This window comes from Maribacter sp. (assembly GCF_039968975.1).
Taxonomy (GTDB): domain Bacteria; phylum Bacteroidota; class Bacteroidia; order Flavobacteriales; family Flavobacteriaceae; genus Maribacter.
The window spans coordinates 21,115-38,765 of the sequence record NZ_JBDVOT010000024.1 but is presented as its reverse complement, the minus strand read 5'-3'; the positions used below and the strand labels follow the sequence as shown (position 1 = coordinate 38,765).

The following is a 17,651-nucleotide window of genomic DNA, read 5'->3' as shown; positions in this document are numbered from 1 at the left end:
GTAATTATTTTACAAAATTAAAATCATCAATCTTTGCATGAATTCTTGAGTCTACAATACTAATTAAAGAATCATTTGATAGAGAGTAATTTGAAATATTATTAAGAGATTTAATCAATTTACCTTGAACATGTCCTTTTACAAAAAAATTAGCTGAAACCATATTTCTAGTTAATCTTCTTATAGGATCGTGTAATTTTGTTTTTTTATAAAATGGAATAAACGATGTGTCTGGGCTAAAAATATCTATTGACTCCATCCAATCGTTCCATTTAAAATCAGAAACTCTTTCTCCTTCTGTATACGGTGTAGTCAAAACGAATCTATGCCAAGGAACTCTTAATACATCAGCTAAAATTGCTCCGTGCATAGCTTCAGATATAAGATACTTAGAAGCAGCAATCTCTCTCAATGTATGCTCAACTCCTTTTTCTGAGTACGGAGAAATGAAATGATACCCTAAATTCTTGGCAATTTTCTCCCAATCAAAGTATTTCATCGAATTGAAGTAAGGCATGATACTTATTTCGTATTTTTTTTCTGTATTCTGAATATCCGCAAACGAATTAAGCTGACGTACCGCATAAGCGGCATCAGTAATATATTCATATGAATTACCTAAATACTTGGCAGATAAAGGTCCACGTAAAAAACTCACTTCCCAATTTTTGTCGAGAGCAAATTTATTATACGTATTTGAAGGTCTTATACCTGTGCCGAAGATAATTTTCTTCTTATTTTCTATGTTATGAAAATGTCGATTCTCCGCATGAAGAATTGACCCTATACCTAGAAAATAAGTGTCTTTGTTAGTTGGCGTTTCCGGTATAATTTTAGGCCATAACCAAGGGTTAATATCATCTCCAAAATTGCCTAATTCTGATTTATAATATAGATAATTCATATTTATTCTCTAGTATTTAGATTAAAAGTCACTCTTTTGTGCAAATTGAAATTTAAATAAGTAACCTAAAGCACTACTACTTTAATATAACTTACTAACTATGTTTAAAAAATTTTAGTTTTAATAATCTTAATAGCCTTTTGAAGCAAAATCTTTTCATCCAGATATAAACCTTTAAAGTAAATACTTATCAATAGTACCAAAGCAGAGGCAACCCCAGTTATTAAAAATCTATATTCAAAGTGAATATTTCTGGTTATTAACCAACATATTAGTAAAGAACAAATTGTAGGAAAAAAACTTTTTACCAATACACGATTTAAGTACAAAGGAACAGATAATCCTGCTATCTTTTTCGTTATCCAAATTCGCAAAATCACTCCGACAACTTCTAAGCATAAATAACTAACAAAAACATAATAGGGAGGAAACCCCATTTTTAAGAAAATATAGGCAACTGGCAAAGTCATCAGAATCACCCCCCCAACTACAGTTTGATAAAATTTAATTTTTCCAGTAGCTTGAAGAGCAGATTGCAAGCCTATAGTTAATTGATTTATTAGAATTGCCATCAGTATAAACTGAGCAAATATAGTAGTGTACTCAGGAACTTCTTTTAGCCAAAATTTTAAAATTTGCGGCATTTCAAATATAGAAGGAATGGCTATTATTGCCACTAAAAAAAAACCAAATTTACTAGCTATCATAGACAATCTAAGCATTCTCTCCCTATCATCTACCCCTTCGCTTTTCATAATTTGAGGGTTCAAAGCCCTTAACATGGTAGCTGATAAAAAATACATTTGTGCCGCCAATTGGTTTGCTATACCATATGCAGCATTGATAACCGTTCCAAAAAATACATTTAACAACACCGCCATACCTTGTGTTCTTCCTAAGCCACATAAAGCTCCAAAAAGATTCCAGCCTGTAAAAGAAGATAGTTCTTTTATTTGCTTTTTATCAATTTTTATATTTTGCAGAGAACACTCATCATATTTTTTAAAACAGAAACCTATGTAAAATAATAAAGTTACTAACGCTAATGCAGCTATAAGGTAACTATAAGTAATTAACTTATTGTCCTGCAATGAAATCAAGACAAAGGCAATAGCAAGTTTAAACAAAGCTTCAAAAATATTTACAACCGCTACAAAGAGTAGATTTTCATGAGCGACCAACGTACCCATAAAAGGTACATTTATCATACTAAAAAGCAAGGAGGCCAGCATGGTGCGATAAACTATCTTAGCAGAGTATATTCTACCTGCCGCTATATTAAGAAAATTTTCAAATAAATAGGATTCCAAAAGAGCCAAGACCACAACAATTAAAAGTCCGACTACAATATGCATGACAAGGCTATTTACAAAAACTGATTTTTGACCCTCTTTATCATTTTTTCCTTGATAGAAAGATAAAAACCGCTGGGTAGAGGTTGCCATTGTATTCTTTAAAAAAGCCAAAACAGCAATTATACCGCCTACCAGTTCAAAAATACCATAATCTGCACTTCCAAGGGCTTCTAAAATTAACCGTGTTGAGTATAAAGAAACCCCAACAGTCAATAGCATTCGACCATATAAAATAGCCGTATTGACAATAACTCTATTCGCTGGCGTCATAGACCAAATAATATAACCAAAATGGTTACTTTAAATTCAACAATCATATTTTTAACTTATCTTTTTATTAAATAATGTTGCTATATCAAATTTGAATAAAGACTTAGTTCTTTAAAATGATATACAAAATTCTCATTGTTCAAATAACCGCATTCTGTTTATCAAAAAAAACTTAATTTGATTTTTTAATTTAATTCGACATTAAAATTCAAAATTTACAGTTAGACAAATTTTAAAATATTAACCAAAAAATTACGTTTTATCAATGTGCAAGCCCTACAAATCAAACATTTATTGATTAGCATGTCTTAAATTTAAAATCATACATTTGCCGTACTTTAATTTTAATAAAAGATAAATGACAACCCCACAGCGTTATTTAATCAATTTTATATTTTTCTTAATAACACAATTTCAATTTGGACAAATAAAAATTGGTGATAACCCACAAAACCTTGACAATTCTTCAATTTTAGAATTGGAAAGTACCACCCGCACTTTAGTAGTAAGCCGTATTAATACAACCCAAATGCAAGCTATTAATCCTTTAAGAGGAGCAATGGTCTATAACACAGATGCCGAATGTATTTTCTTTTTTGATGGTACGCAATGGAACAATCTTTGCGAAAACACAAATACCAATTCTGACGTAATTACTGGTCCTCAAGGTCCTCAAGGAGAACCTGGTCCTGAAGGACCACAAGGTGAACAAGGGATTCCAGGAGAACCCGGATCAGACGGAACAGGTTCTGGTTCTAATATAACCATTACCAATAATGAAAATGGCACTTACACCGTAACTACCGATGATGAAACTTTTATTATTGAAACCGCTGGACACACAGGAACTAACGGCGCACTTTTCTTTGGTGATAACGCTGGTGCACCGACCTTTGATCAAGATAATTTATTTTTTAATAACGCCTCTAACAGGATGGGTATTGGAACGATTACACCTAGAACACCTTTAGAAGTAATTGGAGTAATCACGTCTGGCAGAATTCAAAATGGTAGAGGTTCAGCCGGCTACCCAGGTTACCATTTTCAAGCAAATACATCTACTGGCATGTTTGTTCCACAAACCAATAATTTAGCATTCTCTGTCGCAGCCCAAGAAACCATGCGTATCATTGAAAACGGTAATGTCGGTATCAATGTACAAAATCCACAAGCTACCTTACACGTTGGCGGCAATTTAATCGTAGATGGTACAGTAACCACATCTTCTGGTAAAACCTTCAATACAGCAACTAATACTACTTCTTATAAATCAATTAGACGTTTATCTCTATCAAAAGAAGCTTTGACCACATCTGATGAAACTTTAATTATAGAAGCAGGTGTTACACAATTAATTTTCCCTTACACATCTTCTGAACAAACCGGACTGCTATATATTTTAAAAAACAATGGAAATACTAATGTATCATTAAACATTGCATATAAAAATCTTAGAAATAAAAGCGAAACTTTCTTAAACAAAAACACCACAATCTGGCTTCAGTTTGATGGTATTGAGTGGCAACAAATAAGATAACTTATTTGTTGCCACTGTAATTAAATTAAAGCTTTTGTTTTAACTATTTTAAAAACTAATTAATATGCCTTTTCTTCCCCTTTAATTACATTATATATGGTGTAAAAAAGAATTTGTATATCTAAACCCATAGACCATCTTTCTACATAAAAAATATCTAAACGCGTACGGTTCTTAATATCAGATGGTTTAATTATTTCACCTCTATAGCCCATTATTTGCGCTAAACCTGTAATACCTGGCTTTACAAAGTGACGTACTAAGTACTTATCTACAGACTTCTCAAAATCTGTAGTGTGTACCACCATATGAGGTCTTGGACCTACAATACTCATGTCTCCTTTAAAAACATTTATGAATTGAGGCAATTCGTCTATACTGGTTTTACGTATAAATTTACCAATTCGTGTAACTCGCATATCACCCTTTTTAGCCATTTGGGAATCAGACTCTTTATTTACGGTCATGGAGCGATACTTATAACACCAAAACGTTTGCCTTTTATACCCATGCCTTTTTTGCTTAAAATAAAAATCTCCAGGAGAATCTAATTTAATCAAAATATATAAGATGGGGGTTAACCACGAGAGAATCAATAAAATAACTAAACCTGAAAAAACAATATCAAAAGCTCTTTTGACTATTCGTCCGTACTCTGTATCTAAAGGTACATTTCGTAAATTAAGTACCGGTGTAGTATTATATGTTTCAACTGACATAGCACGGTTAAACACATCCATATCATCTAAAATTACCTTGAAACGGATTAAGTTATTATCAGCAAAGTCGACAAAATTTTTAAGTTCAGCTTCACTAAAATAAGAAGCTACACAGTAAATAATATCAATATCATAATTTAAGATATAGCCAAATGAATCATTTATTTGACCTAAATATGTTGGACTTTTAGAAACTCTATCAGAAAAATATCCTGAATAGTGATATCCAAAAGTTGGATTATCAAACACTCTCCTAATTTTCTTTAAATTTCTATCACGACCAAGTACAACTACCTTTACGCTATTACGCCCCTTAACCCTAAACTTACCTCTTACCCAGAAAAACAATACTCTATACCAAATAAGACAAATGGAAAGAATTGCATAAACCAAATATTGATACTGAACAGATGGTATTCGCTTATCCTTTATAGCAAACAAAGCAAAATAAGATAGAAAGTAAACAAAAAGAATTTGAACGATTTTATGAAACCTGGTAAAAAAAAGTTCTTTTCTTTCGGTAGTATAATAGTTTAAAATAAATGCAATAAACAACCAACTAATATTGTAATAACCTATATTAAATACATTTAAGTATGTCTCTGGAGTTAAAATAAACAGCACTCCATTTATGATACATAAATGCAAGAATATAGAAATCGGAATTATAAAATCAGAATTACGGTATTTCATTTATATGGAAAGGCAGACAATGGTGTGTTATTTTAAAACTACTATTTTATGCACGCAAAATTGATAAAATCAATTTTCACAAACAATAACTATAGACGGATGAGTTCTTATATCTGATAACAAATGCTATTAACTGAAAATAATTCTAAAAAAATATCAAATCCTGAAAAAAAATTTCTGGCTTTTAAGACAGAAATTCTAACAACCACAGACTGAATAACTTAAAATTAATTTATTGAATCAAAGAAACAGATTCAATATTTTTGCTTGGAAATATTCAACGGCTCCGCCGTTAAACCCACATAAAAAGTTTACACTTTAAGAAAGTGAAAAACTTAAATCAGATTAGTGTTTAGTGCATTTACCGTTTTCTAAGTAGAAGTTTGATATAAAAATCTTACAAATACTTTATTATAGCAAATCAATAGTTATGGTTTCGCAAATAAAAGTATTTTGAAAGGAATAAAAAAATGTAGAAATGGATATTATTAATCCAATAAAACTATAAACTTAAAAGTGAATAGTCGTCAATTTCCTAGATATTGAATAAACATTATAATAATTTCAAAAAAAAGAATGTTTTTTTAGAACAGAACTAAGCCACTTCCTTAATTTTAGCCAAAAGCACAATACCCAAGCCATTTAAAACAAGTTTAAGTTCATTTTTACGAACTTCTTGAATTGTAGCTTCTTTATTTTTAAAAGCCCCCTTTTCAATGGTAATAAGCTTACCTTTTTGTAATTGTGAAGATTTTAAATTAAATATAGAATCATTAGCCATCCAATCTCGAATAACTTCTATTTCTACATCACGTACGACAGCAGGTCTACCCAACCAATACATATATTTTTTTATATACGAAGAGATAAATACCGTATCTCTTTCAGACTCCTTTAGTCTAACAAATATGTAATTATTAAAGACCGGAACTTCTATCGTTTTTTTTCTATCGCTCCATTGCCTAGTTTCTTTTTTTACAGGACAGTAAATCTCAAAACCATGGCGCTCTAAAATCTCAGCAACTTGTTTCTCTCTTTTAGTCTTAACGACTAAAACAAACCACTTCAATGAATTAATATGAGTTACATTGTTTTGTTGCATTAAATAGGGAACTAATTAGTTACTTTAAAATAAATTACACCTAGGCACTTATTTATATACGGAGTATATAATGTAAAAAAGATAACGCAGCATATAAATAAATATTGCTACGTCCATACTAGCTAAAAGTATACCAAAGTCACAAATGATTATTAAATAAAAACTTATAATGTTAACAAAAACATCACATTTTTTTTGCAAAAACTCTGCTAAAAGATAAAATTCCTTTTCGAGCTAACTTTCACCCCAATACCAACCAAACAAACTCGTAAATTGCTCTTATGAAAAAATTAATTCAATTCTTTGGTGCTTGGTATGGAGCTAAAAAAATAGGCGGTGGTAAATGTGGATGTATAGGAACTTTTTTTGTGTTCTTGATATTATTTTGGATTTTAGGATATGTGCTAGAGGCTTTTTGAAAATTGGTTACTAGTTGTTGGTTGTCGGTTGATGGTTTTTTTATGCGCTGTTCGCTAAACGCTATACGCTTTTTGGTTGCTGGTTACTACGGCTACGCTCAGAACAAGTGTTGGTTGTCGGCGCCAAGCGCTGAAAGCCTCACGATGTACGCCTAATCTGCGCAAAGTGCATTGCGAATAGCGAACGGAGCTTCCCCTCTTGTCTATTTTCTTTACTCTATTTTCTGTTGTTCCTTTAATCTATTCTCTAACTTCTATTTTCTCTTCTCGAAGATCTGTTTTCTTTTGATCAAAAACCTTGACACTGGTTTTCATATCGGCATATCTAGGGTCTTGAATGAAATCTTGTTTTTGTAGTTTAATGACTTCTATACTCAAGAATCCAAACTCACTGACTACTTTGCCGTAGAACCTATATATCCCTCTCCCTCTAAACGTATATTTTGCTGCTATTAGCGGAAACAACACCGTATCAAAAACTTGCCCTTGTTGATCTAATAATGTAGCAAAGAACATGGCTTTCCCTTTATGTGTTCTTGTGCGTTTTACGGTAATTAAATACCCGTAGATATCTATATTCCTATTTAAATACCGCTCTAAATCTTTACTCCCGGAAGCATTTAAGGGTTGTTCTAACAATAACTCGAACGGGCTACATAAACTAAAACTCAACAATTCTAATTGCGTAAAAGCAACTTCTAAATTGGTACTATACAATGATGGAATCTGAAAGTGTTGATGCCGTGGCGCAAACAATTTTGGATAATCTACTTTTTTTGTTTTATTCAAAAACAAGTGTGCTTTCCACAATAGTTCATGTTTATTGGTTTCAGTAAATCGAAATGCATCAATTCGTATTAAAATGCTTACTTGCTCTATGGAGATAATCAACCTATCCAGGAAATCTTCCAAAGAACTAAACAATCCCTTTACAAAGCGCTCTTTTAGAATACGCTCCATTACCCTTTGCTCTAATTCCCGCAGATAACCTAAGCCCAAATACAAATCTTTACCATAAATACAATTGCTTGCATTACTCTTATTTACGCATGGCGGATGTATTGTTGCACCTAACATTCGTGCTTCATGCACATAGAATTCGGGTTTATAGAATCCGCCACCATTATTGAGTACGGCTACCATATATTCCAACGGATAATACGCCCGTAAAAACAAACTCTGGTAACTTTCTACTGCATATGATGCAGAATGTCCTTTAGCAAAAGCATAACCCGCAAAACTTGCCACTTGGTCCCACACTTCTTGAATGAGTTTTTCAGCATAACCTTTTTTACGGCAGTTATCCATAAAGGTATCTTGTACTTTCTGAAACTCTTCTCGAGAACGAAATTTACCGCTCATACCACGTCTCAATACATCGGCTTCTCCCAAATCTAAATCCGCAAAATGATGGGCTACTTTTATTACATCTTCTTGGTAGACCATTACCCCATACGTCTCTGGCATAATTTCTAACATCACCGGGTGCGCCTTTTCTTCTGCTCTACCTTTATTACGATGTCTAAGAATGTATTCGCGCATCATTCCGCTTTTAGATACTCCAGGACGAATAATAGAACTTGCCGCCACTAAACCTAAATAAGTATCTACCTCTAACTTTTTCAATAACATTCGCATAGCGGGAGACTCCACATAAAAACAACCCATGCACTGCGCCGTTTTTATCAGATTATTGACTTTTGGGTCGTTTTTAAACGCTTTGATATCATGAATATCAAACTTGGCAAATTCTTCTGGTCTGTCGCGTTCTAAAATATCTAGTGTCTCCTTTATTTTTGAGAGTCCGCGTTGGGCTAGAATATCAAACTTAAAAATACCGACATCTTCGGCAATGACCATATCAAACTGTGTGGTAGGGAATCCTTTTGGCGGCATATTGGTTGCTGAAAACCAATGAATAGGTTTTTCGGTTATAAGAATACCACCCGCATGAATACTTAAGTAATTAGGCATGCCGTGTAGCAACTGAGTGTATTTCAATACCAAAGCGGATATATTGTCTAATCTACTCGCCTCCACATTACCATTACAAAGCACATCTATTTCATCTTTTGGCAGCCCAAATACCTTACCCAACTCACGTATTACTCCTCTAGATTGAAAAGTAACGTAGGTGCCCAATAGCGCCACATTATCAAAACGGTTAAAAATATACTCTGTCATAACCGGTCTGTCCCTATGCGAGAAATCGATATCAAAATCAGGCGGATTCACACGATATAGATTAATGAAACGCTCAAAATACAAATCGAGCTCCATAGGATCCACATCGGTAATAAAAAGTAAATACGCTACAATACTGTTGGCACCACTACCCCTACCTACATAAAAGAAATTTTGCTTTCGGGCATAAGAGATAATATCCCAATTGATAAGAAAGTAAGAAACAAAATTCATTTCTTTAATAAGACATAGCTCTTTCTCTAATCTATCTAAAACTGCTTGATTTACCTCAGGGTACCTATGCGGCAGTCCTTCTTGACACAGCTGATCCAAAAAAATCTCATCTTCTTCTCTACTGCCCAAGTAGGTATTTAAATTCTGCGTTTTTCGATCTACAGAGAAATCAAAATAAATAGAACAGCAATTTATTAACTGCTGGGTATTTTCTAAAATAAAAGAGTGTTCAGAAAAATGTGCCGCCAGATTGGGTATAGCATACATATGCTCATCATTACGTGCCTGCTCAGTAACCGGCAACATACTCAGTAAGGTATTATTATCAATAGCGCGTAACAATCTGTGTGCATTAAAGTCTCGCTTATTTCTAAACGTTACAGGTTGCAGCAATACAATTTTATCTCGCTGTTCTAATAGTTTAGAAAATCTCAGCCGTTTCAACTCATTTACAGAAACCCCTATAAACTCGTTTTCTGCAAAGGTTTTTTTTTCGTGCTGAAGAACTTTTTCAAAGGGATAAATAACAAACACTTCTTTAAACTGCGGAGCAATTTCTGGTATATCTTTTTCTTGATGAATATGATGCGACAAGAAATTATTAAGTTCTAGAAATCCTTCATTATTCTTTGCAACACCTACAAAACAAGGCTCTATTCCGTTTCTAAAATCGATACCCAAAATAGGAGTAACATCAAATTCAGGTGCTTTACGCACAAAATTTAAGCAGGCAGAGGTATTATTAATATCGGTCAACACCAATTGTGTAATACCGTTATTTTTTGCCAACTGCAAAAGTTCTATCTCAGAAAAAGTCCCGTAGCGAAGGCTGTAGTATGTGTGACAGTTCAGGTACAAAATTCGTTGTTCGTTGTTGGTTGTTCGTTTTTTTGCGCTGAGCGCTTCACGCTAGACGCTATGCGCTGTTTATTTTTCTCTTTTACTTTTCGCTGGATGCTTCATGTAATGGTCTATTTTGCAAATGGCGTGTGGCATTGGGCATTTTCTCTCTTCTCTATATGCTAACTTCTTTTCTCTTCTCAACAACCAACACTTTGTTCCCCTTTGGAGGCGAGGGACTTACAGTTTCCGATGCGCCAACACCACTGGCGGCAGTCCGTTAAAAGGGTTATGCATTCTACCAATTGTTTTTGCTCCCATACCCGATGCCCGTAACACACTTTTATCCCCGTAGCGCTTTCTAATAGTATCCATAGCATTGTAAAGACTTAGAATTTCTTCGGTATCATCAAAAAGATTGATTTGATAATTACCTGAAACCAAGTGACTAAAACGTATACCAATTAACCGTACCAGTAACCTACGCTTATATAAGTTCTTAAACAAATCCAATATTTTAGGAATTAAAATATGATCTGCACTGCTATACGGAATACGCATTTGTTTAGAATAGGTATTAAAATCTGAATATCTAATCTTCACGGAAATACAGGCCGTCAATTTTTCTCCTCTGCGTAATTGATAAGCCAAATTTTCTGTCATGGCAATAAGAATACCCTTAAGTCTATTTACATCGATAGTATCTTTATTAAAAGTACGTTCTGTTGAAATTGATTTTCGTTCGTTGAACGGAATTACGGGTGTATTATCAATGCCATTGGCACGTTTCCAAATGACTCCGCCATTGGCACCTAACACACGTTGCATAACCTCCATGGGCATTTCTTGCACGGTACGCACTTGCCGTAAACCAAGGTTTCGTAAAGTTTGATAGGTTTTATCGCCTACCATGGGTATTTTCTTAATGGATAGAGGTGCCAAAAAAGGTTTTTCCAATCCCTCATCTATCTTTAATTGATTATTTGGTTTCGCCTCGTTAGTAGCTACTTTAGACACCACCTTATTAGCCGATAGCCCAAAGGAAATAGGGAGTCCTGTTTCTCTTATAATCTTCTTACGCATTTCTGAAGCATACTGATAGCAACCAAAAAAACGATCCATACCGGTAAGGTCTGCATAGAACTCATCTATACTAGATTTTTCAAATACAGGCACAAACTCTTTTATGATTTCGGTCACTACATCAGAATGTTTACTGTAGTCACCCGCATTACCACGAATTACAACAGCATCAGGACACAGTTCGCGGGCCATTTTCATGGGCATCCCAGAATGTACACCAAAGCCACGGGTCTCATAACTACAGGCAGCAACCACACCTCGGTCACCAGTACCACCCACCAATAAAGGCTTATACTGTAATTCACGATTATTTAATCGTTCTACTGAAACATAAAATGTATCTAAATCTATATGAAGTATGGTATTGCTCATAGTTCTTTCTCTTAAAATTCGGGAGAGCTAAATTATGGATTATTTCCAATTATCAGGATTATTTCCATTTTTTAACATTAAAATAAAAGCTTAGTATAAAAACTAAATTATTGGTAACAGCAATTAAAAAGAGGTTGGATTTTACATAACATAATTTAAAGCCACTACCGATTATATTAAAAGTGTATAATTTTCGTTTAATGTCATAGATCTTGTAGATTATACAGGTATTAAACTAATAACAGTTGAAGCCTATCTTTAAGATAAGACATTACTTATGCGCCAAATTCATTTTATAGTATTAGCTGCTTTATTACTAATATCCACTATTAGTAATGCGCAAGATATAGCTACCATAAATATAGATTCCCCAAATGAAAACTCCGTTTGGAACATTCCCGATAAAATAACTTTACAGTGGAATACCGTAAAAATTGATACTAGCAAGTCTATTCGATTTTTTCTTGTACGAAATGAAATGGTAGTACAAGAGTTAGGTTCATTTAAGAACGATGGTTTTGAAGACGGAATAGAATTAGCAAAAAACATTGGTTCTGGAGACAGATATCAAGTAGTTGCCATAGAGTTGTTCCCAGATGACAAATTCAACATTGCTAAAAAGGTAACTCCGTTTTTTTCTATAATTAATGCCGCATCTGACGAAAGAAAGAAAAAACAGCAACTGGCAAATGTAAATACCGTAGCGCCAAAAAAGAAAAGGTCTAGAGCAAAGAAAAAAGCAAAAGAGAAAATTGCACCTAAGCAAACCGCCATTGCGCAAGCTGAAAGCAAGCCTGACACGACGACTGAAAGCAAACCTGAGGTTAGAGATAGTTTTGATGGAAGAAAAATTTCATACACCAAAGAGTTTGAGTTCAACTCTGAAGATGTGGTCATAAAAATTTGGGATCACGGCAGACAAGATGGTGACATCGTCTCTATTTACCTCAACGGTGTACAGGTGATTAAAAAGTACTACCTAACCTATTGGAAAAAGGAGTTTAAAATTAAACTAGACCCAAAAAAATCTAACGATCTATTTCTTTATGCCCATAATTTAGGAGACTCGCCACCAAATACTGTTTCGGTTGAAATATCTGATGGCGAAAAATCTGAAAATATTGTACTTAACTCAGATTTAAAGAGTTGTGAAGCAGTATTGATTAGTGTGAAGTAATTAAAACTCCGTATTATTACGTTCTAACAATCAGTTAAAGCATAAATGCCATTTAAATCATTTTTTGATGAACCTGAAAACTATAAAAATCGATTCGACTTTTATGGACAAGGTGGCTCTCCCTTACTCCTTCAAAAATTTATAGAGACTATTGAAGAGCAAAGAAGTGATATTAAAGAAATCAACATTTCATGGTATTTGTACAACAACCAACATTTACATGAGTATCTTAAAGAAGTAGCTGCAGATGGCATTCTAGTTAATGTCATTACCATTCCATTAGAAGGTTATGATAATTCTAACCCAAAAATTATAGAAAACCTTACAACGGGCGAGAAATCAAACAAAAGCCTAACTAAATATAATTTGGCTAGGAAGATTTATGGAGAGATGTATAGATCAACCACGAACGAAAATTTTAACCTCTATATTTTTCCGCATTTATATGTTAGAAGTGCACGCATAAAAAAAATCTCAAGAGGCGCCCTACCCTATTCTTTACATATTAAATTGGCATACATTAAAAAGAAAACCGGGTACATACTACTATTAAGCTCCTCTAATTTGGCAGTTAGAGATTTGGTTAAAAACGAATCAATGATCTATGTGGAAGACGAACCAAATTATGAGGAAAATATAAAAGTTTTTTATGAAGACTTGATTAGAAATTCCATCCATATTAAAAATTATAAGACATCTTTAAACACAACTCGTAACACATACAAGAAACTAGAATTCAAATGCTCAGATTCAGTAGGTATTACCGCTCCCTTTTATTATAACTCTTCAAATCTATTGGAGAAATATTTATCAGAATATATACGCACAGCTAAAGAAAGAATTATTATTTGCGCACAGCATTTGGCGGCATTCAATTATGAATTTAATGCGAAACATCATTCTACCATTAATAAAAATGAAACCCGTAAAGGCATACTAGGCGAGGTAATTACTATGGCGAACAAAGGTGTAAAAGTTACTTGCGTATCACAAACCTTTGCACCCTTACCTGAAGACGAGAAAAATTTTAAAGAGACAAAATTCAGAAGACCTGTAAATACCAAAAATTTTCAGCAGTTCTTTAGTCAGATCAATAAAACTGAAAATATAGCATATTTTGTCAATGAAAATATTCATTCAAAATTTATACTTATAGATAATACGCTTATTTGTTGCTCCTTCAATTTTACACCCACACAATTTATTTATTTGGATAATGTAAATATTTCCAATTTCAAAAACATGCCAGATTTAAGTTATAACGGAATTCATTGTGAAGTAGGAATATATTTAGCCATTAACGATCAAAATACCGTTAAGGCTTTTGAAAACAATGTAGCCAAAATAATAAACAAGAAAGAAACCACACAAGTTAAATAGATGGTTAAATTGAAAGGAAGTTGAAATTCTAAAATGTATTTTTGTCTTGATGTGATGCGGTTTCCGAAAACTTACTTGAGAAAACCTGGAATTAAAGAATAGCTTAAGAAAATGAATATAGTATCCTTTTTTGCTGGAGCAGGCGGTTTAGACCTTGGTTTTGAACAAGCCGGCTTTAATGTTATTTGGGCAAATGAATATGATAAGGATATTTGGGAAACCTACCAGAAAAATCATCCTAATACCATTTTCGATAAAAGAAGTATTGTTGACATACCTGCGGATGATGTACCCGATTGTGACGGAATCATAGGTGGACCACCATGCCAAAGTTGGAGTGCAGCCGGTGCAGCAAGGGGCATTCAAGACAAAAGAGGACAGCTCTTCTATGATTTTATTAGAATACTTGAAGCAAAACAACCTAAGTTCTTTCTGGCAGAAAATGTAAGCGGTATGCTAATTGGCAAACACAGTACTGCACTTGACGGCATTAAAAAGCTCTTAAAAAATGCAGGCACAGGTTACGACCTCTCATTTAAAATGCTCAACGCATCTGACTATAATGTTCCTCAAGATCGAAAAAGAGTTTTCTTTATAGGCATCAGAAAAGATCTAGATTTCAAATTTGAATTTCCTACTGAAACCTTCCCGAAAATAACACTGAAATCCACTATAGGTGATTTGGACAAAAAAGCAATTCCTGCTTTAGAGTTTAACAATACCAATGGTAGCCAATGTACTATTCCTAATCATGAATATATGATAGGTGGTTTTTCAACAATGTTCATGTCAAGAAACCGTGTTCGGAATTGGGACGAGCAATCTTTCACCATACAAGCAGGTGGCAGACATGCACCATTACATCCGCAAGCACCAAAAATGAAGTTAATTGAAAAAGATGTTAGAGTATTCGTACCAGGCAAAGAACAACTTTACAGAAGGCTTAGTGTAAGAGAATGCGCAAGAATACAGACGTTTCCTAACGATTTTATTTTTCATTACAAAAAAGTAGCAGCAGGTTACAAAATGATTGGAAATGCGGTACCTGTTAATTTGGCAAAGTTTTTGGCTAGTAGTATCATGGACCAATTAAAAGCACATGACACCAGTATATCTAAAACTAAGAAGGCTAATACTTACACTGTAGTTGAATAATATTAAGAATTTATTTCATACACTTTTGACTCACGCTCTGTATGTATTTTAGGTGGCATAAAGTACATAAACACTAACATGATCAAAAAGTATAAAACTGCAAAAATAGTATAGGTATGGTCTCCAGCATCTGGTGAAATCGGCAATAGAACCAGAGACATATTTAACATTGATTGTATGACCAATACGCATATTCCACTTTTAGTCTTTGAATAAACAATGGCACACATTCCCGCTGCACCCATCATATTTAAAAACAAGGGCCAAACAGGTAAATCTTCAATCACTCCTACGTTTATATAAACAGAAGGCAACCACCATAAAGACCATACGAAGCCAATAATCTGAGTGGCGTAAAAAGGGTTGATTATTTTTGATAGTTTACGCACGGCATAACCAATCCAGACAACTTCACCCAGAAATGCCCAAGACAAAAGAAACAAAGTAAATTTTAATGTTGGTATATACAATTCAAAATTAAGAACAGACATATCTCCACTATACAAAGCCACAATTGATAATGTTATTAAACCAATTGTAAAAGCAAACAATAAACTAAATAAATACCCTTTGGGATGAACCTTCCAAACCAGTATTGGTCTAAACAAATTCTTTATACCCTCATTACCCTGTGTAATCTTTACTATAAACAACAATAAGAACATCAGCGCATAAAAGCGACCATTGGTATATGGAAAAAAATCTATTACACCTTTGCTCTTAGCGTAGGTTATCACAAAATTCAGAAGTGGAGCAAGCGCTAAAAATACCCATATCTCGTACTTCTTCAAAAAATTGAACATTTTTGTAGCCGTAGATGAATTATTAAATATGAGCAAGCGCTGTTTATCCATTATCTCAGTTTAAACTTTTGTACGAGTATAACAGGCACTAAAATAGAGGAAAGATATTTTTTGGTGTAGATTTTAAGAAAAAAACAACAAATAATTAGCAAATAGCAGAAATTAAAAAACCCTCTTAATCAGATGATTAAGAGGGTTTATCAGTACTCGAGGCGGGAATCGAACCCGCACTCCGAAGAACTGGATTTTGAATCCAGCGCGTCTACCAGTTCCGCCACTCGAGCATATATAATACCTTAAAAAACGGTATCCTGTAAAACAGGACTGCAAAACTAAATAATTATTTTCTTTCCAACACCAAAAATATCAAGATTTATGCATAGGCAACCAAATTTAATTTTTAAATTTGCACCTCCTAAAAAACAATTGCTTCAAAATATAATTTAAGTAACTGTTTGGAAAACAACAAGAAAACCATGTCATATCAAGTTCCACAACCAAAAATATTTGCTTGTACCCAGAGTAAAGATTTAGGGGAGAAAATTGCCCAAGCCTATGGTGCCGAAATAGGTAAAATATCTTTTTCAAGATATAGCGACGGTGAATTTCAGCCTTCTTTTGAAGAATCTATACGTGGAACACGAATTTTCATAATTGGCTCTACGCACCCTGGACCTGAGAACTTGATGGAAATGTTATTGATGATAGATGCGGCAAAAAGAGCATCTGCACGTCATATAACTGCAGTAATGCCATACTTTGGCTGGGCAAGACAAGACAGAAAAGACAAACCTAGAGTACCAATAGCTGCAAAGCTTGTAGCAAAAATGCTAGAAACCGCAGGTGCTACAAGAATTATAACTATGGATCTGCATGCAGATCAAATTCAAGGCTTCTTTGAAAAACCAGTAGATCACCTTTTTGCATCTACTTTATTTTTACCGTACCTAAAGAATTTAGGTTTAGAAAATTTAACTATTGCATCACCAGATATGGGTGGATCTAAAAGAGCTTACGCTTACTCAAAAGCTTTAGACAGCGATGTAGTGGTTTGCTATAAGCAAAGAGCAAAAGCTAACGTAATTTCCCATATGGAACTAATTGGTGATGTTCAGGGCAAGAACGTAGTTCTCGTAGATGATATGGTAGATACGGCGGGCACATTGACAAAAGCTGCGGATCTAATGATGGAGCGTGGCGCTATTAGTGTAAGAGCTATAACAACGCACGGTTTATTATCTGGGGATGCCTATCAAAAAATAGAAAACTCGAAATTGACGGAACTAATCATTACCGATTCTATTCCGGTTGAAGTTAAGAGTGATAAAGTAAGAGTTTTAACCTGTGCGAATTTATTTGCAGAGGTAATGGACAAGGTTCATAACAATAACTCTATTTCTTCTAAGTTCTTAATGTAACCTAGA

13 protein-coding genes and 1 tRNA gene are annotated in these 17,651 nt (G+C 33.8%); 6 read left to right on the top strand and 8 right to left on the bottom strand.

Annotation, left to right across the window (positions count from 1 at the left end; genetic code table 11):
• Positions 1 to 4 precede the first annotated feature (4 nt).
• Together ABJI11_RS01615 and ABJI11_RS01610 are read right to left on the bottom strand one after the other, a co-directional pair.
• On the bottom strand, positions 5 to 904 hold the full coding sequence (locus ABJI11_RS01615) for a polysaccharide pyruvyl transferase family protein (RefSeq protein ID WP_348348808.1): 900 nt from the start codon (positions 902 to 904) through the stop codon (positions 5 to 7).
• 104 nt (positions 905 to 1,008) lie between these two features.
• Positions 1,009 to 2,529, bottom strand: a complete 1,521-nt coding sequence (locus ABJI11_RS01610) for a hypothetical protein (RefSeq protein WP_348348806.1) — start codon at positions 2,527 to 2,529, stop codon at positions 1,009 to 1,011.
• A 358-nt stretch (positions 2,530 to 2,887) separates the two neighbouring features.
• Here ABJI11_RS01610 and ABJI11_RS01605 point away from each other — a divergent pair, with 358 nt between their 5' ends.
• A complete protein-coding gene (locus tag ABJI11_RS01605; RefSeq protein ID WP_348348804.1) occupies positions 2,888 to 4,066 on the top strand; it encodes a collagen-like protein in 1,179 nt (392 codons plus the stop codon).
• Between the two features lie 59 nt (positions 4,067 to 4,125).
• Here ABJI11_RS01605 and ABJI11_RS01600 read toward each other — a convergent pair whose 3' ends face one another.
• A complete protein-coding gene (locus tag ABJI11_RS01600; protein WP_348348802.1) occupies positions 4,126 to 5,478 on the bottom strand; it encodes an exopolysaccharide biosynthesis polyprenyl glycosylphosphotransferase in 1,353 nt (450 codons plus the stop codon).
• Between the two features lie 595 nt (positions 5,479 to 6,073).
• Positions 6,074 to 6,580 (bottom strand): UpxY family transcription antiterminator, encoded by a 507-nt coding sequence (locus tag ABJI11_RS01595; RefSeq protein WP_348348800.1) that lies wholly within the window; start codon positions 6,578 to 6,580, stop codon positions 6,074 to 6,076.
• Between the two features lie 281 nt (positions 6,581 to 6,861).
• On the opposite strand from ABJI11_RS01595, the gene ABJI11_RS01590 reads away from it, so the two are divergent.
• Positions 6,862 to 6,999 carry a hypothetical protein gene (locus tag ABJI11_RS01590; RefSeq protein WP_276471390.1) on the top strand — a complete coding sequence of 46 codons (138 nt, stop codon included), beginning with the start codon at positions 6,862 to 6,864 and terminating at the stop codon, positions 6,997 to 6,999.
• Positions 7,000 to 7,239: 240 nt separating this feature from the next.
• Here the strand turns inward: ABJI11_RS01590 and dnaE are convergent, their stop codons facing one another.
• Both dnaE and dinB read right to left on the bottom strand, forming a co-directional pair.
• Positions 7,240 to 10,275 carry a DNA polymerase III subunit alpha gene (gene dnaE / locus ABJI11_RS01585; RefSeq protein ID WP_348348798.1) on the bottom strand — a complete coding sequence of 1,012 codons (3,036 nt, stop codon included), beginning with the start codon at positions 10,273 to 10,275 and terminating at the stop codon, positions 7,240 to 7,242.
• A gap of 222 nt (positions 10,276 to 10,497) precedes the next feature.
• On the bottom strand, positions 10,498 to 11,712 hold the full coding sequence (gene dinB, locus ABJI11_RS01580; protein WP_348348796.1) for a DNA polymerase IV: 1,215 nt from the start codon (positions 11,710 to 11,712) through the stop codon (positions 10,498 to 10,500).
• Between the two features lie 277 nt (positions 11,713 to 11,989).
• On the opposite strand from dinB, the gene ABJI11_RS01575 reads away from it, so the two are divergent.
• The 3 genes from ABJI11_RS01575 to ABJI11_RS01565 all read left to right on the top strand — a co-directional run bounded on the left by ABJI11_RS01575 (position 11,990) and on the right by ABJI11_RS01565 (position 15,424).
• Entirely contained in the window at positions 11,990 to 12,889 is a 900-nt protein-coding gene (locus ABJI11_RS01575; protein ID WP_348348794.1) for a hypothetical protein, read from the top strand.
• A 45-nt stretch (positions 12,890 to 12,934) separates the two neighbouring features.
• Positions 12,935 to 14,269: a hypothetical protein gene (locus tag ABJI11_RS01570; RefSeq protein WP_348348792.1), complete on the top strand. Its 1,335-nt coding sequence runs from the start codon at positions 12,935 to 12,937 to the stop codon at positions 14,267 to 14,269.
• Positions 14,270 to 14,380: 111 nt separating this feature from the next.
• Positions 14,381 to 15,424, top strand: a complete 1,044-nt coding sequence (locus ABJI11_RS01565; RefSeq protein WP_348348790.1) for a DNA cytosine methyltransferase — start codon at positions 14,381 to 14,383, stop codon at positions 15,422 to 15,424.
• 2 nt (positions 15,425 to 15,426) lie between these two features.
• Here ABJI11_RS01565 and ABJI11_RS01560 read toward each other — a convergent pair whose 3' ends face one another.
• On the bottom strand, positions 15,427 to 16,278 hold the full coding sequence (locus ABJI11_RS01560; RefSeq protein ID WP_348348788.1) for a hypothetical protein: 852 nt from the start codon (positions 16,276 to 16,278) through the stop codon (positions 15,427 to 15,429).
• Between the two features lie 153 nt (positions 16,279 to 16,431).
• A tRNA-Leu gene (locus ABJI11_RS01555) sits at positions 16,432 to 16,511 on the bottom strand.
• A 192-nt stretch (positions 16,512 to 16,703) separates the two neighbouring features.
• Between ABJI11_RS01555 and ABJI11_RS01550 the strand changes: the two genes are divergently transcribed.
• Positions 16,704 to 17,645 carry a ribose-phosphate pyrophosphokinase gene (locus ABJI11_RS01550; protein ID WP_348348787.1) on the top strand — a complete coding sequence of 314 codons (942 nt, stop codon included), beginning with the start codon at positions 16,704 to 16,706 and terminating at the stop codon, positions 17,643 to 17,645.
• The last annotated feature ends 6 nt before the right edge of the window (positions 17,646 to 17,651 follow it).